This is a genomic window from Sorangium sp. So ce726, assembly GCF_051521405.1.
GTDB lineage: Bacteria > Myxococcota_A > Polyangia > Polyangiales > Polyangiaceae > Sorangium.
Genome location: NZ_CP150349.1, coordinates 3,031,055 through 3,049,196, shown reverse-complemented (window position 1 = coordinate 3,049,196; position 18,142 = coordinate 3,031,055). Strand labels below are relative to the sequence as shown.

At 70.6% G+C, this 18,142-nt stretch carries 10 protein-coding genes; 3 read left to right on the top strand and 7 right to left on the bottom strand.

The window, feature by feature from the left end:
* Positions 1-16: 16 nt before the first annotated feature.
* From WME79_RS11590 to WME79_RS11580, 3 genes are all read right to left on the bottom strand, one after another.
* A complete protein-coding gene (locus tag WME79_RS11590; RefSeq protein ID WP_437534833.1) occupies positions 17-4,708 on the bottom strand; it encodes a copper oxidase in 4,692 nt (1,563 codons plus the stop codon).
* Positions 4,709-5,413: 705 nt separating this feature from the next.
* The gene (locus WME79_RS11585) at positions 5,414-5,863 is read right to left on the bottom strand and encodes a DUF3574 domain-containing protein (RefSeq protein ID WP_437534831.1); all 450 of its coding nucleotides are present in this window, start codon (positions 5,861-5,863) and stop codon (positions 5,414-5,416) included.
* Positions 5,864-5,940: 77 nt separating this feature from the next.
* Positions 5,941-6,312 carry a DMT family transporter gene (locus tag WME79_RS11580; RefSeq protein WP_437534830.1) on the bottom strand — a complete coding sequence of 124 codons (372 nt, stop codon included), beginning with the start codon at positions 6,310-6,312 and terminating at the stop codon, positions 5,941-5,943.
* Positions 6,313-6,935: 623 nt separating this feature from the next.
* Here WME79_RS11580 and WME79_RS11575 point away from each other — a divergent pair.
* Positions 6,936-7,916 (top strand): OmpA/MotB family protein, encoded by a 981-nt coding sequence (locus WME79_RS11575; protein ID WP_437534828.1) that lies wholly within the window; start codon positions 6,936-6,938, stop codon positions 7,914-7,916.
* A gap of 45 nt (positions 7,917-7,961) precedes the next feature.
* Here the strand turns inward: WME79_RS11575 and WME79_RS11570 are convergent, their stop codons facing one another.
* The 4 genes from WME79_RS11570 to WME79_RS11555 all read right to left on the bottom strand — a co-directional run bounded on the left by WME79_RS11570 (position 7,962) and on the right by WME79_RS11555 (position 14,107).
* The gene (locus WME79_RS11570) at positions 7,962-10,571 is read right to left on the bottom strand and encodes a VIT domain-containing protein (RefSeq protein WP_437534826.1); all 2,610 of its coding nucleotides are present in this window, start codon (positions 10,569-10,571) and stop codon (positions 7,962-7,964) included.
* A complete protein-coding gene (locus WME79_RS11565; protein WP_437539824.1) occupies positions 10,568-11,044 on the bottom strand; it encodes a helix-turn-helix domain-containing protein in 477 nt (158 codons plus the stop codon). The genes WME79_RS11570 and WME79_RS11565 overlap by 4 nt, the downstream gene beginning before the upstream one ends.
* A 179-nt stretch (positions 11,045-11,223) precedes the next feature.
* On the bottom strand, positions 11,224-13,218 hold the full coding sequence (locus WME79_RS11560) for a hypothetical protein (RefSeq protein WP_437534824.1): 1,995 nt from the start codon (positions 13,216-13,218) through the stop codon (positions 11,224-11,226).
* A gap of 4 nt (positions 13,219-13,222) precedes the next feature.
* Positions 13,223-14,107, bottom strand: coding sequence for a LysR family transcriptional regulator (locus WME79_RS11555; RefSeq protein WP_437534822.1), 885 nt, complete (start codon positions 14,105-14,107; stop codon positions 13,223-13,225).
* 98 nt (positions 14,108-14,205) lie between these two features.
* Between WME79_RS11555 and WME79_RS11550 the strand changes: the two genes are divergently transcribed.
* Positions 14,206-16,161: a multicopper oxidase family protein gene (locus WME79_RS11550; protein ID WP_437534821.1), complete on the top strand. Its 1,956-nt coding sequence runs from the start codon at positions 14,206-14,208 to the stop codon at positions 16,159-16,161.
* A 188-nt stretch (positions 16,162-16,349) separates the two neighbouring features.
* Complete coding sequence (locus tag WME79_RS11545) at positions 16,350-18,137, top strand: thiamine pyrophosphate-requiring protein (RefSeq protein ID WP_437534819.1); 1,788 nt, start codon at positions 16,350-16,352, stop codon at positions 18,135-18,137.
* The last annotated feature ends 5 nt before the right edge of the window (positions 18,138-18,142 follow it).

The following is an 18,142-nucleotide window of genomic DNA, read 5'->3' as shown; positions in this document are numbered from 1 at the left end:
GATCTCGTCCTTTCGCTCACTCCGTGACGCGCACGATGCCCCAGAGCCCGCCGGCGAGCTGGAAGCTCGCCTGATCGAGGTACAGGCGGTCACCGGGGACCTCGAACATCCCGCCTGCCCGGAAGAAGGGATTCACGTTCCAGGCGGTCATGGGGCTGATACCGCTCTGCGCGCCGATCGCGAACGACGCCGGGTTCGGGCCCATGACCCGGGAGGACGAGCCCTGCGCCCACGGGTTGTGCGCCCACTCCGCGCCCCAGAGGCTGAAGGAGTGCTGGCGCCGGTGCCCCGAGGGCTGCAGCACGCGGACGCGCAGGGTGTCGTAGCGCCCCACCGTGAAGAGCGGCGTCGCTGGATCGCCGTGCTCCACCGAGCTGAAGATGTCGCTGATATCGAGGTCCGGAAGCTCGCCGATCCGCCGCTCCGGGCGCACGCCGAGGCGCGCCCACAGCGGCTCAGTGCGGTAGTTGAATGCCTTGTGGCCGGTGCCGTCCGCGTCGGCCTCGCCCACGATGTTCCGGAGCGCGGTGCCGCAGCTCTTGGACGCATCCTCGCACTGGAACCGCGCATCATCGGAGTGCAGGGCCACCTCGTCCTGGTAGAAGAGCACGACCTCGCGGAACCACCGCTCGACGCCGGCCTGGTCCCGGTACGACACAAACAACGACGCGCGCGTGTTCGGCTTCGGATACCAGGTGGCGTTCGCGGGCTCGACGATCAGCGCGCCGATCGCGCCGTGCATGCCGTGGTTCACCACGTCCGCCATGTCCTTCAGGTTGATCGCGCCGAACTCCACGGGTTGCCACTTGACGTCGCCGAGGGGCGAGACGGAGACGTCGCCCGCGTACCACGTGTATGTCCGCCGCCCGCCCGGCGCGACCGTCTGGTCGGGGTTCTGGCCCACGTTGGCGCCGTCGCCCTTGTTCACGTCGTAGGCCACGAGCTGCGGGTGCAGCGAGACGCGGTTCGAGGTCCTCACCTGGTTGACGTTGAAGCCCTCGACGATGGGAGGGTTGTAGTTCCAGTGAGGCTTCTTCGGCGGGCTTACGGGCAGGTCGTTGACGAGCGTGACGTTGACGCACTCGCCGGCGGCCGCGCGCAGGATGAGCGGCTCCGGCGCGAGCTGGCCCGACCGGAGGGCGCCCAGGTCGGCCTCGTGGACGAACAGGATGGCGTCGGGATCGTAGAGCCCGTATTCCTTGTTGTAGGTGAGGCGACCGTCGGGCAGGTTGCCTGCCGCGGAGATCGCATGAACGACGTACGCCCTCACCTTCGCGTCCGGCGGACACACCGCGGGCGGCGAGCTCGGGAGGCGCCGCGACGCGGCGTCCGGGAGCGGCAGGAGGTCGTGGACCGGCTCGCCGTGGACGCGCATGAGCCCCCACATCCCTTCCCACAGGTCGTCCGTCGTGGCGCTCTGGTACAGGTAGTCGGCGCCGCCAGCGCTGTTCTTCGCGAAGAGTGGATCCGCGACGAGCTCGACATCCATCTGCTCCGAGACGCCGATCGGCTGCCCATTCGAGAAGCCGCTGTCCGGATCGGAGCCGTCGCTGAGCCACTTCTTCCCGTGCAGGGAGAAGACGTGCTGCTCCGACTGCGCGCCCTGGGTGAGGCGGATCACCGCGCGGTCCCCCGCGTAGGCGCGGAGCAGCGGCGTGAAGGGATCGCCACTCACCTTCGAGCTGAAGACGTTGTGCATCTCGCCGGCGTCGCCGGCTTTCGGCGTGGTCGCGCCCGTCGCGCAATCGCGGTCGGCGATGCGCAGCGGGATGGGCTCGTGCCGGTAATTGATCAACCCCGCCCCAGGATCGCGCCAGGAGACGGGCTCGCGGAGGAGCCCTCCGTGGGCGATCGCCTGCGGCAGCGGCGCCGCGAACGTGGCCGGCGAGTTTACCGGCTTGCCGCACTCGTCGTAGACGATGGCATAGTCGGCGAAGCTCAGGTTGTACTCGCGGAACGGCGTCCGCTTGTCCCCGGACGGAAACAGGATATCGGCGCGGTAGCTCGTCGGCCCGCCGTCGGAACGCGTGCCGAAGAGATCCCCCGTCGTGGGGTCGCGCCAGGTCGATCCGTCGGGCTCGACCACGAGGGCTGCATACAGGCCATGGTGCTGGTGGGAAGAGGCGGCGAAGTGATCGTGGGTGAAGGCCGTGCCGAGGGGGCGCTCCTTCCCCGTCGCGGTCACCACCGGATCGGCCCACCAGCGCTGCGTCGTGATCTGCGCCCCGAGCGGCACGCCGGCGAGGCGCGGGTGCCGCGTCGCCTCGAGCGTCACGCGCGCGCCCGACTCGCGCACCGTGCCGTCGGCGGCCAGCGCGCCGCCGAGGGCGTTGGCCGCGTTGATGCGCGCCACGACCTCCTCCGGGGCGAACGTCCCATCCTCGTAATTGAACCCGTTGGCCCCGCCGTCCGACGAGGTGACATCGTACTTCACGAGATGGATGTGCTGACCGACGATGTCGGTGGGCGTGAACATCTGGAAATCGTCCGCCTGGAGCGCATCCGGGATGGTGTTCGTGGCGTGGAAGACGACGCACTCGCCGGAGCGGGCGCGGATGAAGAGCGGCTCCGGCGGCCTCGTGCGTTCGACCGTGGCCGCGTAGTCCTGCTCGAGGACGATCATGCGCGCCTGGGGATCGTGCCAGCGGGCGCGGTTCACCATGGCGTCGACCTGGACGTAGGCCGCGCGGTAGGTGCGCACCTTCGCGTCCGGCGGGCAGGGATCGGCGAAGGGCGCGCCGGCTGCAGGGGGCTGGCCGTTCACGAGGAAGAGCGCCTCATCGCCGCCAGGGGTGAAGGCCGGATAGCCCTTGACCGGGAAGCCGTAGCGGGCCGTGGTCGAGACAGCGCCCGGGAACAGCCCCGCGTGGAACTCGGCGGCTGCGACCTCCGCCCCGGTGCCGTCGGGCGGCAGGAGCTTCACGTTGGCCCGATGGATCTGCACGTCGAAGATGCCGCGGGCGCCGCGCTCGTCGCCGCCCGGCGGGACGCTCGTGATGAGGTGGCGCGGCAGCCCGCCGTCATGCTCGATGTCGAGCGGCGGCTGCGGCGGACGGTGCCCGGCCAGCCCGGCGACGTAGTAGGGATAACCGGGCATGGCCTTGCGCACCACCTTGCGTCCATCGGGCAGCGAGACCGACGTCGGCTCGTAGGTCGGCATGGGCGCCATCGCCAGCTCCGGGATGGGCACGACCGCGGGCGTGGGCGTCCCGATCGCGATCTCGCCGTCCGGCAGGTTCCGGTCCGGCGTGCCCGCCTCGAAGACATCGTGGTTGCGCCAGAGCCCCCACATCCCCTGCACGAAGTGGGGATACAGGTGGCAGTGATAGATCGCGTCTCCCGCGGCGAGATTGCGGTTGCCGCCCCCGCCGTAGCTCATGTCGTAGGTGAAGGCCGCCCTGGGGCCGATGGTCTGGGAGTCGATGTAAGCGCTGTCGTCGTTGTTCGGCGAGCGCAGCCACTGGTGGCCGTGGGCGTGGAAGACGTGCGTCTCGGTCGGGCCAGCGTGCAGGTTCCGGATGCGGACGGGGTCGCCGAGGTAGGCGTGGGAGACGTTCGAGGGGTCGTCCGGGTAGAGGGCGCGAACCGCGTTGCCTCCCTCGTCTCGCTCGATGTTCAGCGCCGGGTCTCCGTTTGCCCATGAGCTCAGGAAAAACTCCTCGAACTTGCACTCCGCGCAGGCTCTGGTGGGACCGATCTTCCTCCGGTTGGCGAGGACGGCCCCGCCGAGGCTGGCTGCGCCGTAGTTGATGCCGAAGCCGCTGCGCACGCTGTGATAGGTCGGGTCTCTCTGGAGCTCAGGGAAGGCCTGGACGGAGCCCAGATCGTCGTGGAACATCACGGTGAACTCACGGAAGTAACCACGGCTCGCGGACCCGGCCCGGACCTCGGTCTCATCGAAGCCGGTGATGATCGCGTTGAGATCGCCGTGCACGATCTTGCCTCCATCGTTGATCATCCGCAGGATCGGCTCGCCCGACGCGTCGCGCGCGTCGTAGTTGATGCGCGGCGTGCCGTCCCGGTTCGGGGGCCCGCCCGAGGCGGCCTGGAGCTCTTCGGCCGTGACCTGAGAGCGGTACGCGACGGCGCCCTTCGGCTCGACGATGACGGCGCCGAACATCGACTGGGAGATCTGCCGCAGCGGCCTTCCGGTGCCGTCCGCGCCGGCCATGGCGCCCCCGCTGTGCATGAGGAACGCGCCCTCGCGGCCGGCGACGAGCTCGTAGGTGCGCGTTTCGCCCGGCGCCGCCAGCGAGCTCTTGTTCTGCCCGACGCTCCCTCCGAGCGCGGCGATGTTCCGGATCTGGAGCCCGACCACGTGGATGGACGCGTCACGCGTCGTCGGGGAGAGGGCCGGGAGCGCCGCGCCGCTCGGCGTGAGCCAGTTCGTGAACGACAGGACGAGGTTGTCGCCGGCGTTCACGCGCAGGACGAGCGGCCTCGGGCGCTTGTCCGGCCGCAGCACGGCGTTGCCCGGGCCGACCGGCTTCGATGGATCGGCGGCCTCGACGTCCCTCCGGAGCGCATAGACCATCCCCCCCGGGTTGAACGCGTCATAGCGATCATAGACGATCAGCTGGTCTATCGCGACGACATCGGCGTAAATGGTCCTCCCCGAAGCTGGCACATACGACGAGTCGACGATCGCCTGCTCGTCTTGCCCCGACTCCTCGTCGACGAACGGAGCATCGGCGTCCGCGCATCCCATGGCGACGCTCATCACCGCGGCCCACCTGAGCCCTCGCAAACGCCTCATCAACACGTGTGCCTCCCTATTCCGAACCGAACTAGAGGGAATCGCTCGCGCCGAACGCGCACCGTCCGGGCGCCACGAGTGGATTGCAGCATGCCCGAGATGGAATATGGTGCGATGCGCGCGATGTGCTGAGCCCATCAGCACGGGTGCTGTTCTGACCCCACAACCCTCTTAAATCAAGACTATTCCAGACTGCACGAGATTACACAGGCTCAACAAGACCTGTTCTGGGCGAATACATGCGTGTTCGACATACGCGTTTTGCCCTCGCCGCCGCTGAACATCCCGGAGAGCGACGCGAGAAGACAGCGCATCTACCGATCGATTCAGTCCGCCGACCGAGCGCTGCAGGGCAGGTGCGGCGTGAGGCGCGGATACATCGCTGGAGGATGACACGGTGGGGCGTCTTGGGCGCAGGCCGGGCGTCTGCGATGTTGGCTCTCGGCGCCCGGGGTCGCGGGTCCGCCTGAGACACCCGTCGACTCGCGAAGGGGAACCGCGCGTCACGGGCGCCGGCAGCGAGCGGGTCGAGGAGGTCAGCCCCGGGGAGGGTGCGCGGATGGCGCGCTGGCGCGGTGCGCGGGGGAGGACGGCGAGGGAGCCTCGCGATAGAGAAAGGCCCTGCTCTCCTCGGCCAGGCGCGCGGGCGGTCCGCCGTCAGAAATCGACGCAGACGGGCTCGTCGATCCGCAGCACGGACTCCTGGTTGAAGCGCCGCTTGTACTCCTCGCGGATGGCCTCGATGCTGTCCGAGGCGACCTGGCCGCCGTCGTGGAGGAGCATGATCAGCCTGCTGTCCTCCCGGATCAGCTCCTCCGTCGTCGCGAGGTACTGGCCGTCGACGTCGAACTGCGTCAGCCCGTCCCTGAAACGCGGGGTCACGACCGTATCGACGAAGTCCTGCCACTCCTCCTGCGTGACCGGCGGCTCATCGAACCGATCGAGGCCGAAGAAGAGCTCGGTCCGGATCATCAGCTCCCCGCTGTCGCAGGTCATCGCGGGCGCGCCGGGCGCGGGCTGCGTGCCCTCGTCGTCCGAGGAGCTTCCGCAGCCGGCGATCGCGAGGAGCACGGTGAGGAGGGCGCAGGGGATCGATCGGTCGGGCATGGATGCTCTCTCCGAGGTGGGGGCGTTCGGGCGCACGACGGCGCGCTGCCGCAAGCTACCACAGCCACCGCCGCGGATTAGCTCATGTTGTACGCGACCATCGCGATGCCCGCCGCGATGAGGACGATGCCGCCGATCTGCAGCGTCGTGAGGGTCTCGCGCAGGTAGTAGACGGAGAAGACCGAGATGATCAGGAAGCCGCCCGAGGACATGATCGGATAGGCGACCGACAGGTTGATGCGCTTGAGCGCCAGAACGTAGAACAGGATGTTCGAGGCGAAGAGCACGAGCCCGAGCACGAGGTGGTAGTTCGTCGCGAGCGCGAGCCCCTTCTGGACGAGCGAGAGGCCCTCCATCGGAGGGACGCGCCGCGAAGCGAGCTTCATGAGGATATTCGCGGTCGCGTTGAAGAGGAGGGCGATGATGAGGAAGAGGTAACCTTGAGCCATATCTGCTGTGCGACGAGCGCCGGGGCCCGGGGGCTCGCCATTCCCGGGAGACCTCTGGCGCAGCGGGCGGCAAGGATCAACCGTGAAGCGCGCGAGCCTTCCTCGCGCAAGATTCGGTGAAGCCGGGGAGCCCCTGACGGCGAAATCGCCGTGGTCGGCCGCCTGCCCCGGTGCGGGACTGCCGCCGGCCATGAGCGCCCAACGCGCTCGTGCTCTCGGTGCGCATCCGCGCCGAGGAGGAGGCGCTCGGGCCCTCGTACGCGGCGCAGATGGGCGGCCTTCCGCGGCGACGGCGCGGGGCAGCGGCCCGCTCGAGCGGGCGTCGGCGCGGCTCCACGACGACCGCTTCGTGCTGGTCGGCGACGCGGCGGGCTACATCGACGCCATCACCGGATCGACGCCATCACCGGCGAGGGGATCTCGCTCGCGCTCGCCTCCGCGGCGGCGCTGGTCGGCGCGGTCCTGCGCCCGCGTTGAGCTCGGCCCGTGCCTTGTAGGACCAGGACCGCTCGGATAGGCTCCCGCCGCTCAGCGCACCGGCGCGAGGAGGATGGATCCGGATGATCCGGCGAGAAGGAGCCTGCCAAGTGCAATTGCCTGCTTTGGGTGTCACAGAGGTGAGTGTGAAGGGAAGCGCCGGGGTCTCCCCTGCCCTCCGCGTCCGGACGGCGGGCGCCAGGCGCCTCCTGACCGCGCTGCTCGCGCCCGCGCTGCTCGCTGGGTGCGGCTACACCGAGTTCGAGATGCAGGCCCAGCTGGACAGGTCCGAGCGCCTCCAGCGCGAGCTGCAGCTCAGCCAGCAGCGCGTTCGCCGGCTGGAAGAGGAAACCGCGCGCGGAGGAGCGCCGGCGCGGTCGCTGGAAGATCCACTGGGCGCGGAGGGCATCGATCTCGGCGCGCCGCCTCCCGCGCGCGGCGAGGCGGCCGCGGCTCGCCCGGCGTCCGAGCGCGACAGCGGCGTGCTCCGGGCGTTCCTCCCGGTCGCCGCCGGGGAGGTCACGGTCGCGCCGCGCGACGGCCGCGTGGTCATCTCGATCCCGACCCGGGTCCTGTTCAAGGGGAACCGCGACGCGTTCTCTCCGGCCGGAGAGAAGATCCTGCGGGACATCGCCGCGATCATCCGCAACAACGAGCCGCTCAAGGGCCTCGGCTACCAGGTCGTCGGCCACACAGCGAGCGGCACGCCGGGCGTGGCGTGGCGCAACGGCTGGGACGTGACGGTCGCCCAGGCGCGCGCCGTGCTGCTCTTCCTGGCGCAGCCCAAGGAGGCCGGCGTGCCTCTCGCGCGGCTCAGCCTGGCGAGCTTCGCCGATCTGCCGCCTGCCGACGCGGGCGGCGGCGCAACCGCGCAACCGCAGGAGCCGCGCGTGGAGATCGTGATCGAGGGGACAGCGCAGCTCCCGGAGGGCCCCGCTCGCCCGGCTGGCGCAGCCCCGACGGGTGCGGCACCGGCTGGCGCGGCCCCCGCTGGCGCAGCCCCGACTGGAGCGGCACCGGCTGGAGCGGCACCGGCTGGCGCAGCCCCGGCGGGCGGCGCGGCCCGCCCGGCTGGCGCGGCCCGCCCGGGAGCCGGCACGAAGGGCGGGGACGACACGTATCCGTGAGGGCGGCGCGAGGGCTGCCGCGGCCATCCGGCCGCGGCGCGCTCGTCATGCGCCGCGCAGCGCGTCGACCTTTCTCCTGAGCGCCGCAGCGTCCCCGAGCTCGCCCAGCAGCGCGCGCACCGCCTCCGGCGCAGCGGCCGCCACGGCGTCGCGGACCTGCGCCCGCAGCCGCCGGCCGCTCGCGGCGAGGTAGGCCGCCGCGAGCGCCGCGGCCACCTCCCCGTCGGCGCCGCCGCGCTGGAGGAGCGACCCGGCCAGCGCGCAGAGCGCCTCGATCGCCTTGGCGACCTGGGCGCCGTAGATGGGGTGGGCCGAATCGACGCCCTGGTCATGGCACGCCGCGAGGCACAGGGCCGTGCTGGAGAGCCGGCCGAGATCGGTCGCGTCGCCGCGCTCCCAGAGCCCGGACGCGAGCTGCTCCTCGAAGAGGCGTCCCAGGCCGTCGCCCTGGGACGGGCTCCCCTTGGACACGACGCTCGGCGCCGGCGCGGCGGCCGGGGCCGGCGGGGGCACGAGGTGCGGCGACGCGGGGCCGCCCGGCGCGGCGGCGGCCGGGGGCGCGCCCAAGCTCACCGACCGTTCGTCCGAGCCGCCCGCGGCCGCGGCTCCTGCGCTCGGCTGGAAGAGCTGCTTGGCGCGCGCCAGCAGGCCGCCCGCGGCCGGCGCCGGCCTGGGCGGGGCGGCGGCCGCCGCGGGAGCGGGCGCGGCGAGCCTGGGCTTCATCACGACCGGGCCGCCCCGCATCGGGCCGCCCCCGCCCACCGGCATCGCGGCGTACACGGCGGCGGGTGCCGCCGGGCCGCGGTGGCTCGACATCCCCCACCCCGCCGGCGCGCTCACCGGCACGGGCCGCGCCTCGGGCTGCCCGTGGGCCCGCCGATCGCCCGTCCGCCGCTCGATCACCACGAACGACGCGTGCTTCGACGCCACCCGGTGCCGGACCGCGAGGTCCACGATGCGCTTTCGCATCGCCTCGGCGCGCTTGCCGGAAAGCCCGCGCTCCGACTCCTCTAGCTCCCGCACCCGCGCGCCCGCCCACAGCGCCTCGAGCCCGGGCCGCGACGCCTCGGCCGCGAGCTCGACCGGCACCTCGAGGTGAAAGCGCTCCCCGCGCAGGGTCCCGCGCAGCGAGAGGCGGCCCATCCCCGGCTGCCCGTAGCGGCCGTAGAGCACCCACGGCTCCCCGTCGACGAGCGCGGGGCGCTCGGCCGGCGCGAGCTCGCCAACGTCGATCCCCTCGAAGCGCGCCTCGAGCCCCGTGACCCGGACCGCCGTCGCCCGCGCGAACTGGGCCGTGACCTTCTCGTCGATGCGCTCGCCCGGGTGGATGAACTCCGCGGCGCCCTCCGTCCTGCGCGCGAGATCGCTCACCAGCACATCGCTCACGTTCGTGCCGATGCCGAACGTGTAGATCCGCACCCCCTTGCCCTGCTTGACGACGCGATCGACGATCTGCGCCTCGTTGCCCACCTGGCCGTCGGTCAGCAGCACGACCACGCGGTCTCGCTCCGCGTCCACGAGCATGCCCACGGCCGCGAGCAGCGGCTCCAGCATCTCCGTCCCGCCGTCCGCGTGCAGGCCGTCGACGAAGGCGTCCGCGGCCTGCAGGGTCCTCTGTGTGAAGGGGGTGAGGGACGGATCGAGCGCCTGGAAACCGTTGGAGAACGCGATCACCCCGAACCGATCCCCCTCGGCGAGGTGGCGGAGGCACAGCCGGAGCGCGCGCTTCGCCTGGTCGATCGACTCGCCCTCCATCGATCCCGATACGTCGACCACGAACACGACGTCGCGCCGGGAGGACGCCCGCTTCGCGTGTGCATCGAAGAGGTCCGGCACCACGGTGAGCGCAAAGGTCCCCTCCTGGCCAGGGGTCCTGTCGCACACCATGCCTGCCTGCACGCCTGGCGCGCCGGCCGCGAGCAGCACGATGTCCCGATCGAGCGCGGCCTTGTCGTTCCGGAGCGAGACCCGCTGGCGATACCCCTCCTCGCGGCGCACCGAGAGCGCGTGCGAGGGGCTCTCGATCGCGACGTCGCGCCCGAGGTCGAAGACGATATCCACGGTGATCCCGTAGTTGACCCGCGCGATCTCGGGGGAGATGCGGTCGGCGTCGGGCACGTCGCCCGTGGGCTCCTGGACGCCGTGCGCGGTCCGGTCGCCCCCTGTCGCGCCGGGGATGTAGCGGGGCGCGACGAGGGTCGGGATCATGAGCCGCAGCGCCCCCTCGTCGGCCGTGAGCGCCTGCACGAACGTGACCTCGACGACCGTCTCCTCCCCGGGCAGGAGGTTGCCGACGCTCGCCGTGAACACGTTGCGCCGCTCCTCGTCGAGCAGCGCCGCGCCATGACCGGTGGCGATCGCCTCGTCGTAGGCCTGGAACGCCTCCTCGCGCTCCTTGACCTCCCCCTCGAGCCTGCGGCCGGCGCACTCCATGGCAAAGCCCGCGATGCTCGCCTCGCCGGGGAGCGGGAAGGTGTAGATCGCCTCGATCGGCCGGCGCTCCTCGTTCCGGTAGCGCTGCCGCACGACGAGGCGCGCTGCGCCGCCGAGGACCTCGCCCGAGAGGGAGACGCCGAGCAGCGGGACCGGGTGGCCCTCGGAGGTGCGAAGACACGACATCGGCGACGGGTGCGAAGGATCGTGGGAGGGGTTCATCGCGAGCCTTTCGGGGCAAGGGTTGTGTAACGAGACTCGATATCGAGGGCGATGCGCCGCGAGCTCTCCGGGGCGTCGGTCCGCACGTGGAGCTCCACCCCATCGGCGATCTCGATCCGCTCCCAGCGCGCGCCGCGCAGCGCGCCGGCGCGCGGTGTGGAGGCAGGCAGCGGCGCGGCGGCCTCCTCCGGCCCTGCGCAGCGCACCTCCAGACCGCGCGGCGGCGCCCCCGCGGCGATGCGCTCGATCTCGTCGAGGCCCGCGCCCGCGAGGCGCGCCTGGATCTCTTCGAGCGGCAAGTGCGCCTGCTGGAGGACCTTGATGGCGCGCAGCCGTGCGAGGTGCTCTCGCCCGTAGGAGGTGTCCTTCCCGCGGAACTCCGGCGCCGGAAGTAGGCCGCGCTGCACGTAATAGCGCACCGTGCGCGGCGCCACCCCCGCCTCGCCCGCGAGCTCGTCGAGCTTGTACGTCATCACGAGGAGCATCCTGCATCGAGACACTACAACTGTCAAGTATACATCTTCAGTTCCTCTGCACCCCGGCATCTTTGGCGGAAAATTGAACAGGGAGGCGAGGAGGCGGGGAGATCTGGGATTTTACTCCTCGTCTCCTCGCCTCCCTGTGAATTCTCCCGAAAATTCGAGGAGATGCTTCAGAGCAGGTACTTGACCCCGAAGCCGAACTCGATGAACCCGAACCCAGCCGGGTCCGAGACGACATCGTCCTTCTTGTTCCAGAGGAACTTGTAGCGATAGCAGGTGCCGTCGCACCCCTCCTGCTCCTTCTTCTTGAAGGGCGCCGCCAGGCGCAGGGAAGCGCCGCCGGAGACGACGAGGTGCTTCGAGAGGGCGGGCACGCCGACCATCACCTCGATCCGAGGGGTCACGGCGTTCAGGAGGACGCGGCCCGAAGCCTCGTACTCGACCGCCTCCGATCGCCGGAGCGCGAGCTCGCTCAGCGGGGCGAGGAGGTCGATGAAGGAGGGTTGGAGGGCGAGATAATAGGCATCCGTATAACGCACGACGCCGCGCAGGTTGATGGTGTTCGCGGACGGCACGATCCTCGGCGATCCGCCCTCGCCGTCGATGTAGCTCGGGCTCCACGACACGCGCAGCCCCATGTCGGGCCTGTAGAAGGCGTGACCCCACGGGCGATCCATCCCGCCCCCCGTGCCCAGCTCCCGGAGCACCTCGACGGACGCGTCCCGGAACGCGGCCCGGTCGGCGTCCGAAGGTATCTTGTCATTGACCGTCGCGAGGACGTAGACGATGACCGACTCGGCGAAGCGCCGGTAGATCTCGACCTGATCCCCCTCGCCTCCGGGCCGCGAGGAGAAGAACGTCCTGATCGCGCGGCTCGCTGCCTCCCCGTACTCTCCCTGGCTGGCGAGCCGGATCGCCGGCCAGAGGTCCGCCTGGAGGTCGCCGATCTTCGTCAGCGCCGAGGACTGTCGCTCGATCTGAGCGCAGACCTGGCCGATCAGGTCCTTGTCACAGAGATCGCGGAGCGCGCCGCCGGCAGCGCCGATGACGTTCACGAAGCTCACAATATCCAGGTTGTTCGCGCCGCCCCGCGTGCCGATATTCCACTGGACCCGGAGGCGATCGAGGTTGGTCAACCTGGCGCGCAGCTCCCGGGCCCGAGCGGCTGCGTCTGCCTCGGCGGCGCCTGGCGCGACGGGCGCGGCAGGCGCGGCGGGCGCGGCAGACAAGAGGACAGGGATGATCTCGTCGAGCTTCTTGCCGCCGCGCAGGACGTCTCTCGTGACAAGGACCGCCTCGTCCAGGAGCTTCCGCTTGGCGGCGTCGTCCGTCACCTCGAGGGCCTCCGCCGCGGTCGCCCCGACAACGACCGCCGCCGCCCTGATGAAGTGCTCCTCCGCCAGGGCGTCTTTCCTCTGGAGAATGGCGCGAACGGCGAACGCGAGCTCACACGCGTAGCTGGTCCCTGACGCTGCGCTCGCGCCGCAGTCCTTCTCGAGCGGCGACGGTGCGCCAGCGTCGGTGACGCCCGACGCGAGATCCTCCTTGAGCACGGACACACAGGTGTTCAACGACCGCGGGTCGAGCCTGGTCCACGTCAGCTTGCTGGGCGCGGCGCGCTCGGCGCGAGCGTCGTCGGCGCTCGCGAACTTGTGCAGGAGCTCGATGCTCTGCGTACCCTGCGGCCTTCTTATCTGGCCCTCGTTCGACGTCAGCCCGACATAGACCATGTGCCCCGCGAAGCCTGCGGCCTCGTCCGCGACGCTCGTCCGGATCGCGTTGAACTGCCGCCGGAAGAGCCGCTGGAGCGTCAGAGGGAAATAGGTGAGGATCGGGAACCCCCTCCGCAGAATGGGCCTCAGCTCGTCGCGCCGCTTCTCGAGCGCGTCCTTCTCGGGGCCCGCCGCCGCGTCATCGAGCTTGTCGACGATCCCTGCGTATTCTTGCAGGTGGTGATCCACGCTCGCCAGGCGCGCCGTCTGGCACACCAGGTTGGGGGCGACCGCCTCGGCGACCTCCCGCTGGATCAGATCCTCGATGATGTCCCTCACGTCCTCGTAGACCGCGTCAGCGATCTGCGCGCGCGCCGTTCCCGCGAAGCCGGTCACCGCCATCGCAGCAGCGGCAGCGCACGAGGTCGCGATTTTCCGGTGGTGTCTTGCCATGGCGCTACAGCTTCCCCAGCGACGCGCGCACGTGCCCGATGAACACCTTGATCTTCGGTATCTCCGACAGCGCCCCCGGCACGCTGAGCCGCACAGGCCGCTCCTGCCCCACCACGTCGGGCAGCACCGGCACGAGCACGTCCGGCCCCACGTCGGGGTCGGCCACGAGCGCGTCGGGGACGAGGCCGATGCCCAGGCCGGAGATGCAGCAGTGCCGGATGAAGTGGATGTCCGTCGCGATGAGGGCCGGCTCCACGGTGAAGGGCGCGCCCCGCCATGTCCGCCAGGTGCGCGCGTCCTCGCCCGGGGCCTGCCACGCGAACAGCTCATGGTGCTTCAGATCGTCGATCGTCTGTGGCGTGCCGCGCCGCTCCAGGTACGCGCGGCTGGCGATGAGCCACTCGCGGACGCGCAGGACGACGTGCGATATCCAGTGTCCGCTCGGCGCGTCCTCGCCGAAGTGGACCGCGATGTCGATGTCCGTGAGCGCCTCCCCCAGCGGATCGTTGCTGAAGCGGCAGTGGACGTGGAGCCTCGGATACGCGGCGCGAACGGCGGCGAAGAGCGGCGTCATCATGTGCGGCGGCAGCCCCACGGGCAGGATGACCCGCAGGGTGCCCGAGGGCGCGTCGCCCACCTCCCGGATCGAGGCCAGGAGCGCGGCCGCCTCCTGCACCATGCCGCGCCCCTTCCGGGCGAGCACCTGCCCGGCCTCCGTCGGCACGACGCCGTTCCGCACGCTCTCGAGCAGGAGGACGCCGGCGCGCGCCTCCAGCGACGCGACCTGACGCCGGAGCGTCGTGCGCGACGAGCCGAGCGCGCGCGCCGCGCCCAGGAAGGAGCCGGCCTCGACCACAGCGAGGAAGGCGCGAAGCTCTTCAAGGTCCATACACCCTGCCACTGTCCGCATTCTAGCCAGGGGTGACCGTCTTCGGCCATCCACATGCGGCGCCGCTCGATAGTGTCGCGAAAGGAGGAGACAAGTTGATGGCACGAGACGATTCGCACGCGCTCACGCGCACAGGCTCGCTCGCGGCGCTGGCCCTCTCCCTCGCGGCGCCCGCAGGCTGCGGTGGAGGCGAGGAGACGAGCACGACGAGCACGACGCCGCAGACGACGTCCACGTACGAGGACCCCCCCGAGCTCCAGCCAGGCGCAGATGGAGCGTACGAGCTGCGTTTCGGCCCGAGCGAGGTCGAGATCGACGGGCGGCGGTTCTGTCTCCGTGCGTACAACGGAATGACGAGCGGCCCCACGATCCGCATTCCGAAGGGCGAGGATCGCAAGGTCCACGTGAACCTGCATAACGACTTCACGAAGAGCGACTTCCGCGAGATCGCGAGCATGATGGGCCATGGCAACAGGTCGTGCCACGACTTCAACCTGACGAACTTGCACGGCCACGGCCTGCACGTGCAGCCCAACTTCGCGACGGACGATCCAGCGGACCCGTGCGAGGGGGACGGCTGCGCGCCCGAGGCGAGGTATTTCGGCGACCACGTGCTGCACGAGGTGGGGCCGGGCGAGAGCGCCCGGTACCGCTGGGACCTCGACGAGGACGGGATCCACCACGAGGGCACGGACTGGTACCACCCTCACATCCACGGCTCCACGGCCATCCAGGTCATGGATGGGGCCGCCGGGGCGCTCATCATCGAGGGCGCGCTCGACGAGCTGCCCGGCATCGCCAAGGCCAGAGAGCGGGTGATGGTCATGACGCAGGTGCCCATCGATCACCAGAACACGGTGCCCTTGAAGGAGGGAGAGGCCTGCACCGAGGACAACCTGTCGGTGACCGACTTCCTCGCTGTCGAGTCGCTCCGGGCCACGCTGATCAACGGCAAGCTCAGGCCGCGGCTCACGACGCCGCCCGGGCAGGTGGAGCGCTGGCGCATGGTCTACGCGGGCAGCCCGGACGAGATGGGGATGAAGCTCCACGTCGCGAAGGACGCTTCGTGCTCCGATTTCGACAAGGCGCCCATCGAGACGACGCAGATCGCGCGCGACGGGCTGACGCTCCCGCAGTTCTACAGGAGCGACACGGTGTGGGTCTCCCCCGGGTACCGCGCCGACGTCATGGTGAAGATGCCTGAAGGCAAGCAGACGCTCTGCCTCGTCGGGCGCCGGCCGAACGATCTCCTGGGGAGCGTGATCGCGATCGTCGATGTGGACCCGAGCGCGGGCGAGCCCACCGAGGTGAACCTGCCCGCGGAGGCGGACGTGGCCGCGCTCGCGCCGCCCACCTCGTGGACCGGCACGGTCGACGGCGAGGAGATGGAGGTGAGCTGCGATTCGGTCGAGACCGTGCACCAGAAGGTGGTGCTCCTTGTGCCCACGCCGGGGAGCAAGCCGCCGGATCTCAGCAGCGATGTGGCGCTCATGTCCTGTGACCCGGGAGAGCACCCGCACGAGGTCGATCCGGACGCGCCGGTGTGCATCTGCCCGGATCCGAACATCAGCTGCCGCAAGTTCGACGAGCGGCGCGCCCGCGGCTACCGGAGCGATCGGGTCATGACCGTCGGGAGCTCGGAGCGGTGGGAGATCCGCGCGTTCGACGGGCACCCCTTCCATATCCACATCAACCCGTTCCTTGTGTGCCCCAACAAGTCGAACAAGGAGCCCAACTTCGCCCACTGGCGAGACACGATGTGGGTCCAGGTCGAGGACGGGCCGCGCGACGTGATCATGAACCCCCGGAGGTTCACGGGACAGTTCGTGCTGCACTGCCACAAGCTGAACCACGAGGACGAAGGGATGATGGAGCTCGTGGAGATCTGCGACCCGGGAGATGAGGAGTGCCTGTGTCAGGGGACGGACGAGAGCGGCGCGTGCATCTCCCAGGCGGGGTGTCAGCCGGACGATCTCGCGTGCCAGTTCGCGAAGACGGCGACCGACGCGTACCCGGCGCCGCCGCCGCCGAACCCCGAGCTCTGCGGGCCGTGAACTCGTAGCGGCGCGCGAGCCCATGGCGGCGCCTCCTCACGTGAGCCGCCCCGCCTGCCTGCGCCCGCGCGCATAGCGCACGCTCGCACGCGCAGCCGCGGCACGCAGCGCGCGGCGCCGCGAGGCGGCACGTTTGTCGCACGGCGCGCAGGGTCGAGCTCACGTACGAGCTCGGACTGGGGGAAATCATGGGCCAGACCGTCGGCGAGTTCCTGCTGAGGCGCCTCGTCGCGTGGGGTGTCCGGCGCGTCTATGCCTATCCAGGCGACGGCATCAACGGGATCGTCGGGGCGTTCCACCGCGTTCCGGACCTCCGGTTCATCCAGGTGCGGCACGAGGAGATGGCCGCGTTCATGGCGTGCGCCCACGCGAAGTTCACCGGCGAGGTCGGCGTGTGCCTCGCGACCTCGGGGCCCGGCGCCATTCACCTCCTGAACGGGCTCTACGACGCGAAGCTCGATCATCAGCCGGTCGTGGCCATCGTCGGCCAGCAGGACCGCGCCGCGCTCGGCGGGCACTACCAGCAAGAGGTCGATCTCCTGACGCTCTTCAAGGACGTCGCGCACGAGTACGTGCAGATGGCGTCCTCTCCCATGCAGCTCCGCCACCTCATCGACCGCGCGATGCGCATCGCCAGGGCGGAGCGCACCGTGACGTGCGTCATCGTCCCGAAGGACGTCCAGGAACTCGACGCCGTCGAGCAGCCCCCGCACGCGCACGGGACCGTGCACTCCGGCATCGGATACGCCTCGCCGCGCGTGGTGCCGAAGGAGGAGGACCTGCGGCGCGCGGCCGACGTGCTCAACGCCGGCAAGCGGGTCGCGATGCTGATCGGCCAGGGCGCGCTCGGGGCCGCGCCGGAGATCGTGCGCGCCGCCGAGATCCTCGGGTGCGGCGTCGCGAAGGCGCTGCTCGGCAAGGCGGCGCTCCCCGACGACCTGCCCTGGGTCACCGGCGCGATCGGCCTGCTCGGCACCAAGCCGAGCTGGGAGATGATGGCCAACTGCGACACGCTCTTCATGGTCGGCTCGAACTTCCCCTACCCGGAGTTCCTGCCGGAGGAGGGCAAGGCGCGCGGCGTCCAGATCGACATCGACGGCCGGATGCTCGGCCTGCGCTACCCGATGGAGGTCAACCTGATCGGCGACAGCGCCGAGACGCTGCGGGCGCTCATCCCCTACCTCAAGCTCAAGACGGACCGCTCGTGGCGGCGCAAGCTCGAGGAGAGCGTCGCCGACTGGTGGAAGGTGCTCGAGGCGCGGGCGATGAACGACGCCGATCCGCTGAACCCGCAGCGCGTCTACTGGGAGCTGTCGCCGCGGCTGCCCGACAACTGCATCCTGACCGCCGACTCCGGCTCGTCGGCGAACTGGTACGCGCGCGACATCAAGATCCGGGCGGGGATGATGGCCTCGCTCTCGGGGACGCTGGCGACGATGGGGCCCGCGATGCCGTACGCGGTCGCGGCGAAGTTCGCCTTCCCCGATCGCCCGGTCGTCGCGATGGTCGGCGACGGCGCGATGCAGATGAACGGCATCAACACGCTCATCACCGTCGCAAAGTACTGGCGCGAGTGGAAGGACCCGCGCCTCGTCGTGCTGGTGCTCAACAACCGCGACCTGAACCAGGTGACCTGGGAGCTGCGCGCCATGAGCGGCGATCCCAAGCTCGAGGCGTCCCAGACGCTGCCCGACTTCCCGTACGCGGCCTACGCCGAGGCGCTCGGGCTGCGCGGCGTGCGGATCGACCGCCCTGACCAGGTCGCGCGCACCTGGGACGAGGCCTTCCGGGTCGACCGGCCGGTGGTGGTGGAGGCGATCACCGACCCGGAGGTCCCGCCGCTGCCGCCGCACATCACCCTGAAGCAGGCGACGATGCTCACGTCGGCGCTGCTCCGGGGCGACCCGGGCGGGCGCGGGGTCGTCCGGCAGGCGTACCGCGACATGATCGAGAGCTGGATCCCGCACCGGGGCTGACGATG

Bases quoted from the DNA above. Each gene is read 5' to 3' on its own strand.
- WME79_RS11590 (WP_437534833.1), bottom strand. From the start codon at position 4,708: ATGGGATGCGCGGACGCCGATGCTCCGTTCGTCGACGAGGAGTCGGGG.
- WME79_RS11550 (WP_437534821.1), top strand. From the start codon at position 14,206: ATGGCACGAGACGATTCGCACGCGCTCACGCGCACAGGCTCGCTCGCG.
- WME79_RS11545 (WP_437534819.1), top strand. From the start codon at position 16,350: ATGGGCCAGACCGTCGGCGAGTTCCTGCTGAGGCGCCTCGTCGCGTGG.
- WME79_RS11565 (WP_437539824.1), bottom strand. From the start codon at position 11,044: ATGACGTACAAGCTCGACGAGCTCGCGGGCGAGGCGGGGGTGGCGCCG.
- WME79_RS11570 (WP_437534826.1), bottom strand. From the start codon at position 10,571: ATGAACCCCTCCCACGATCCTTCGCACCCGTCGCCGATGTCGTGTCTT.
- WME79_RS11555 (WP_437534822.1), bottom strand. From the start codon at position 14,107: ATGGACCTTGAAGAGCTTCGCGCCTTCCTCGCTGTGGTCGAGGCCGGC.
- WME79_RS11585 (WP_437534831.1), bottom strand. From the start codon at position 5,863: ATGCCCGACCGATCGATCCCCTGCGCCCTCCTCACCGTGCTCCTCGCG.
- WME79_RS11580 (WP_437534830.1), bottom strand. From the start codon at position 6,312: ATGGCTCAAGGTTACCTCTTCCTCATCATCGCCCTCCTCTTCAACGCG.
- WME79_RS11560 (WP_437534824.1), bottom strand. From the start codon at position 13,218: ATGGCAAGACACCACCGGAAAATCGCGACCTCGTGCGCTGCCGCTGCT.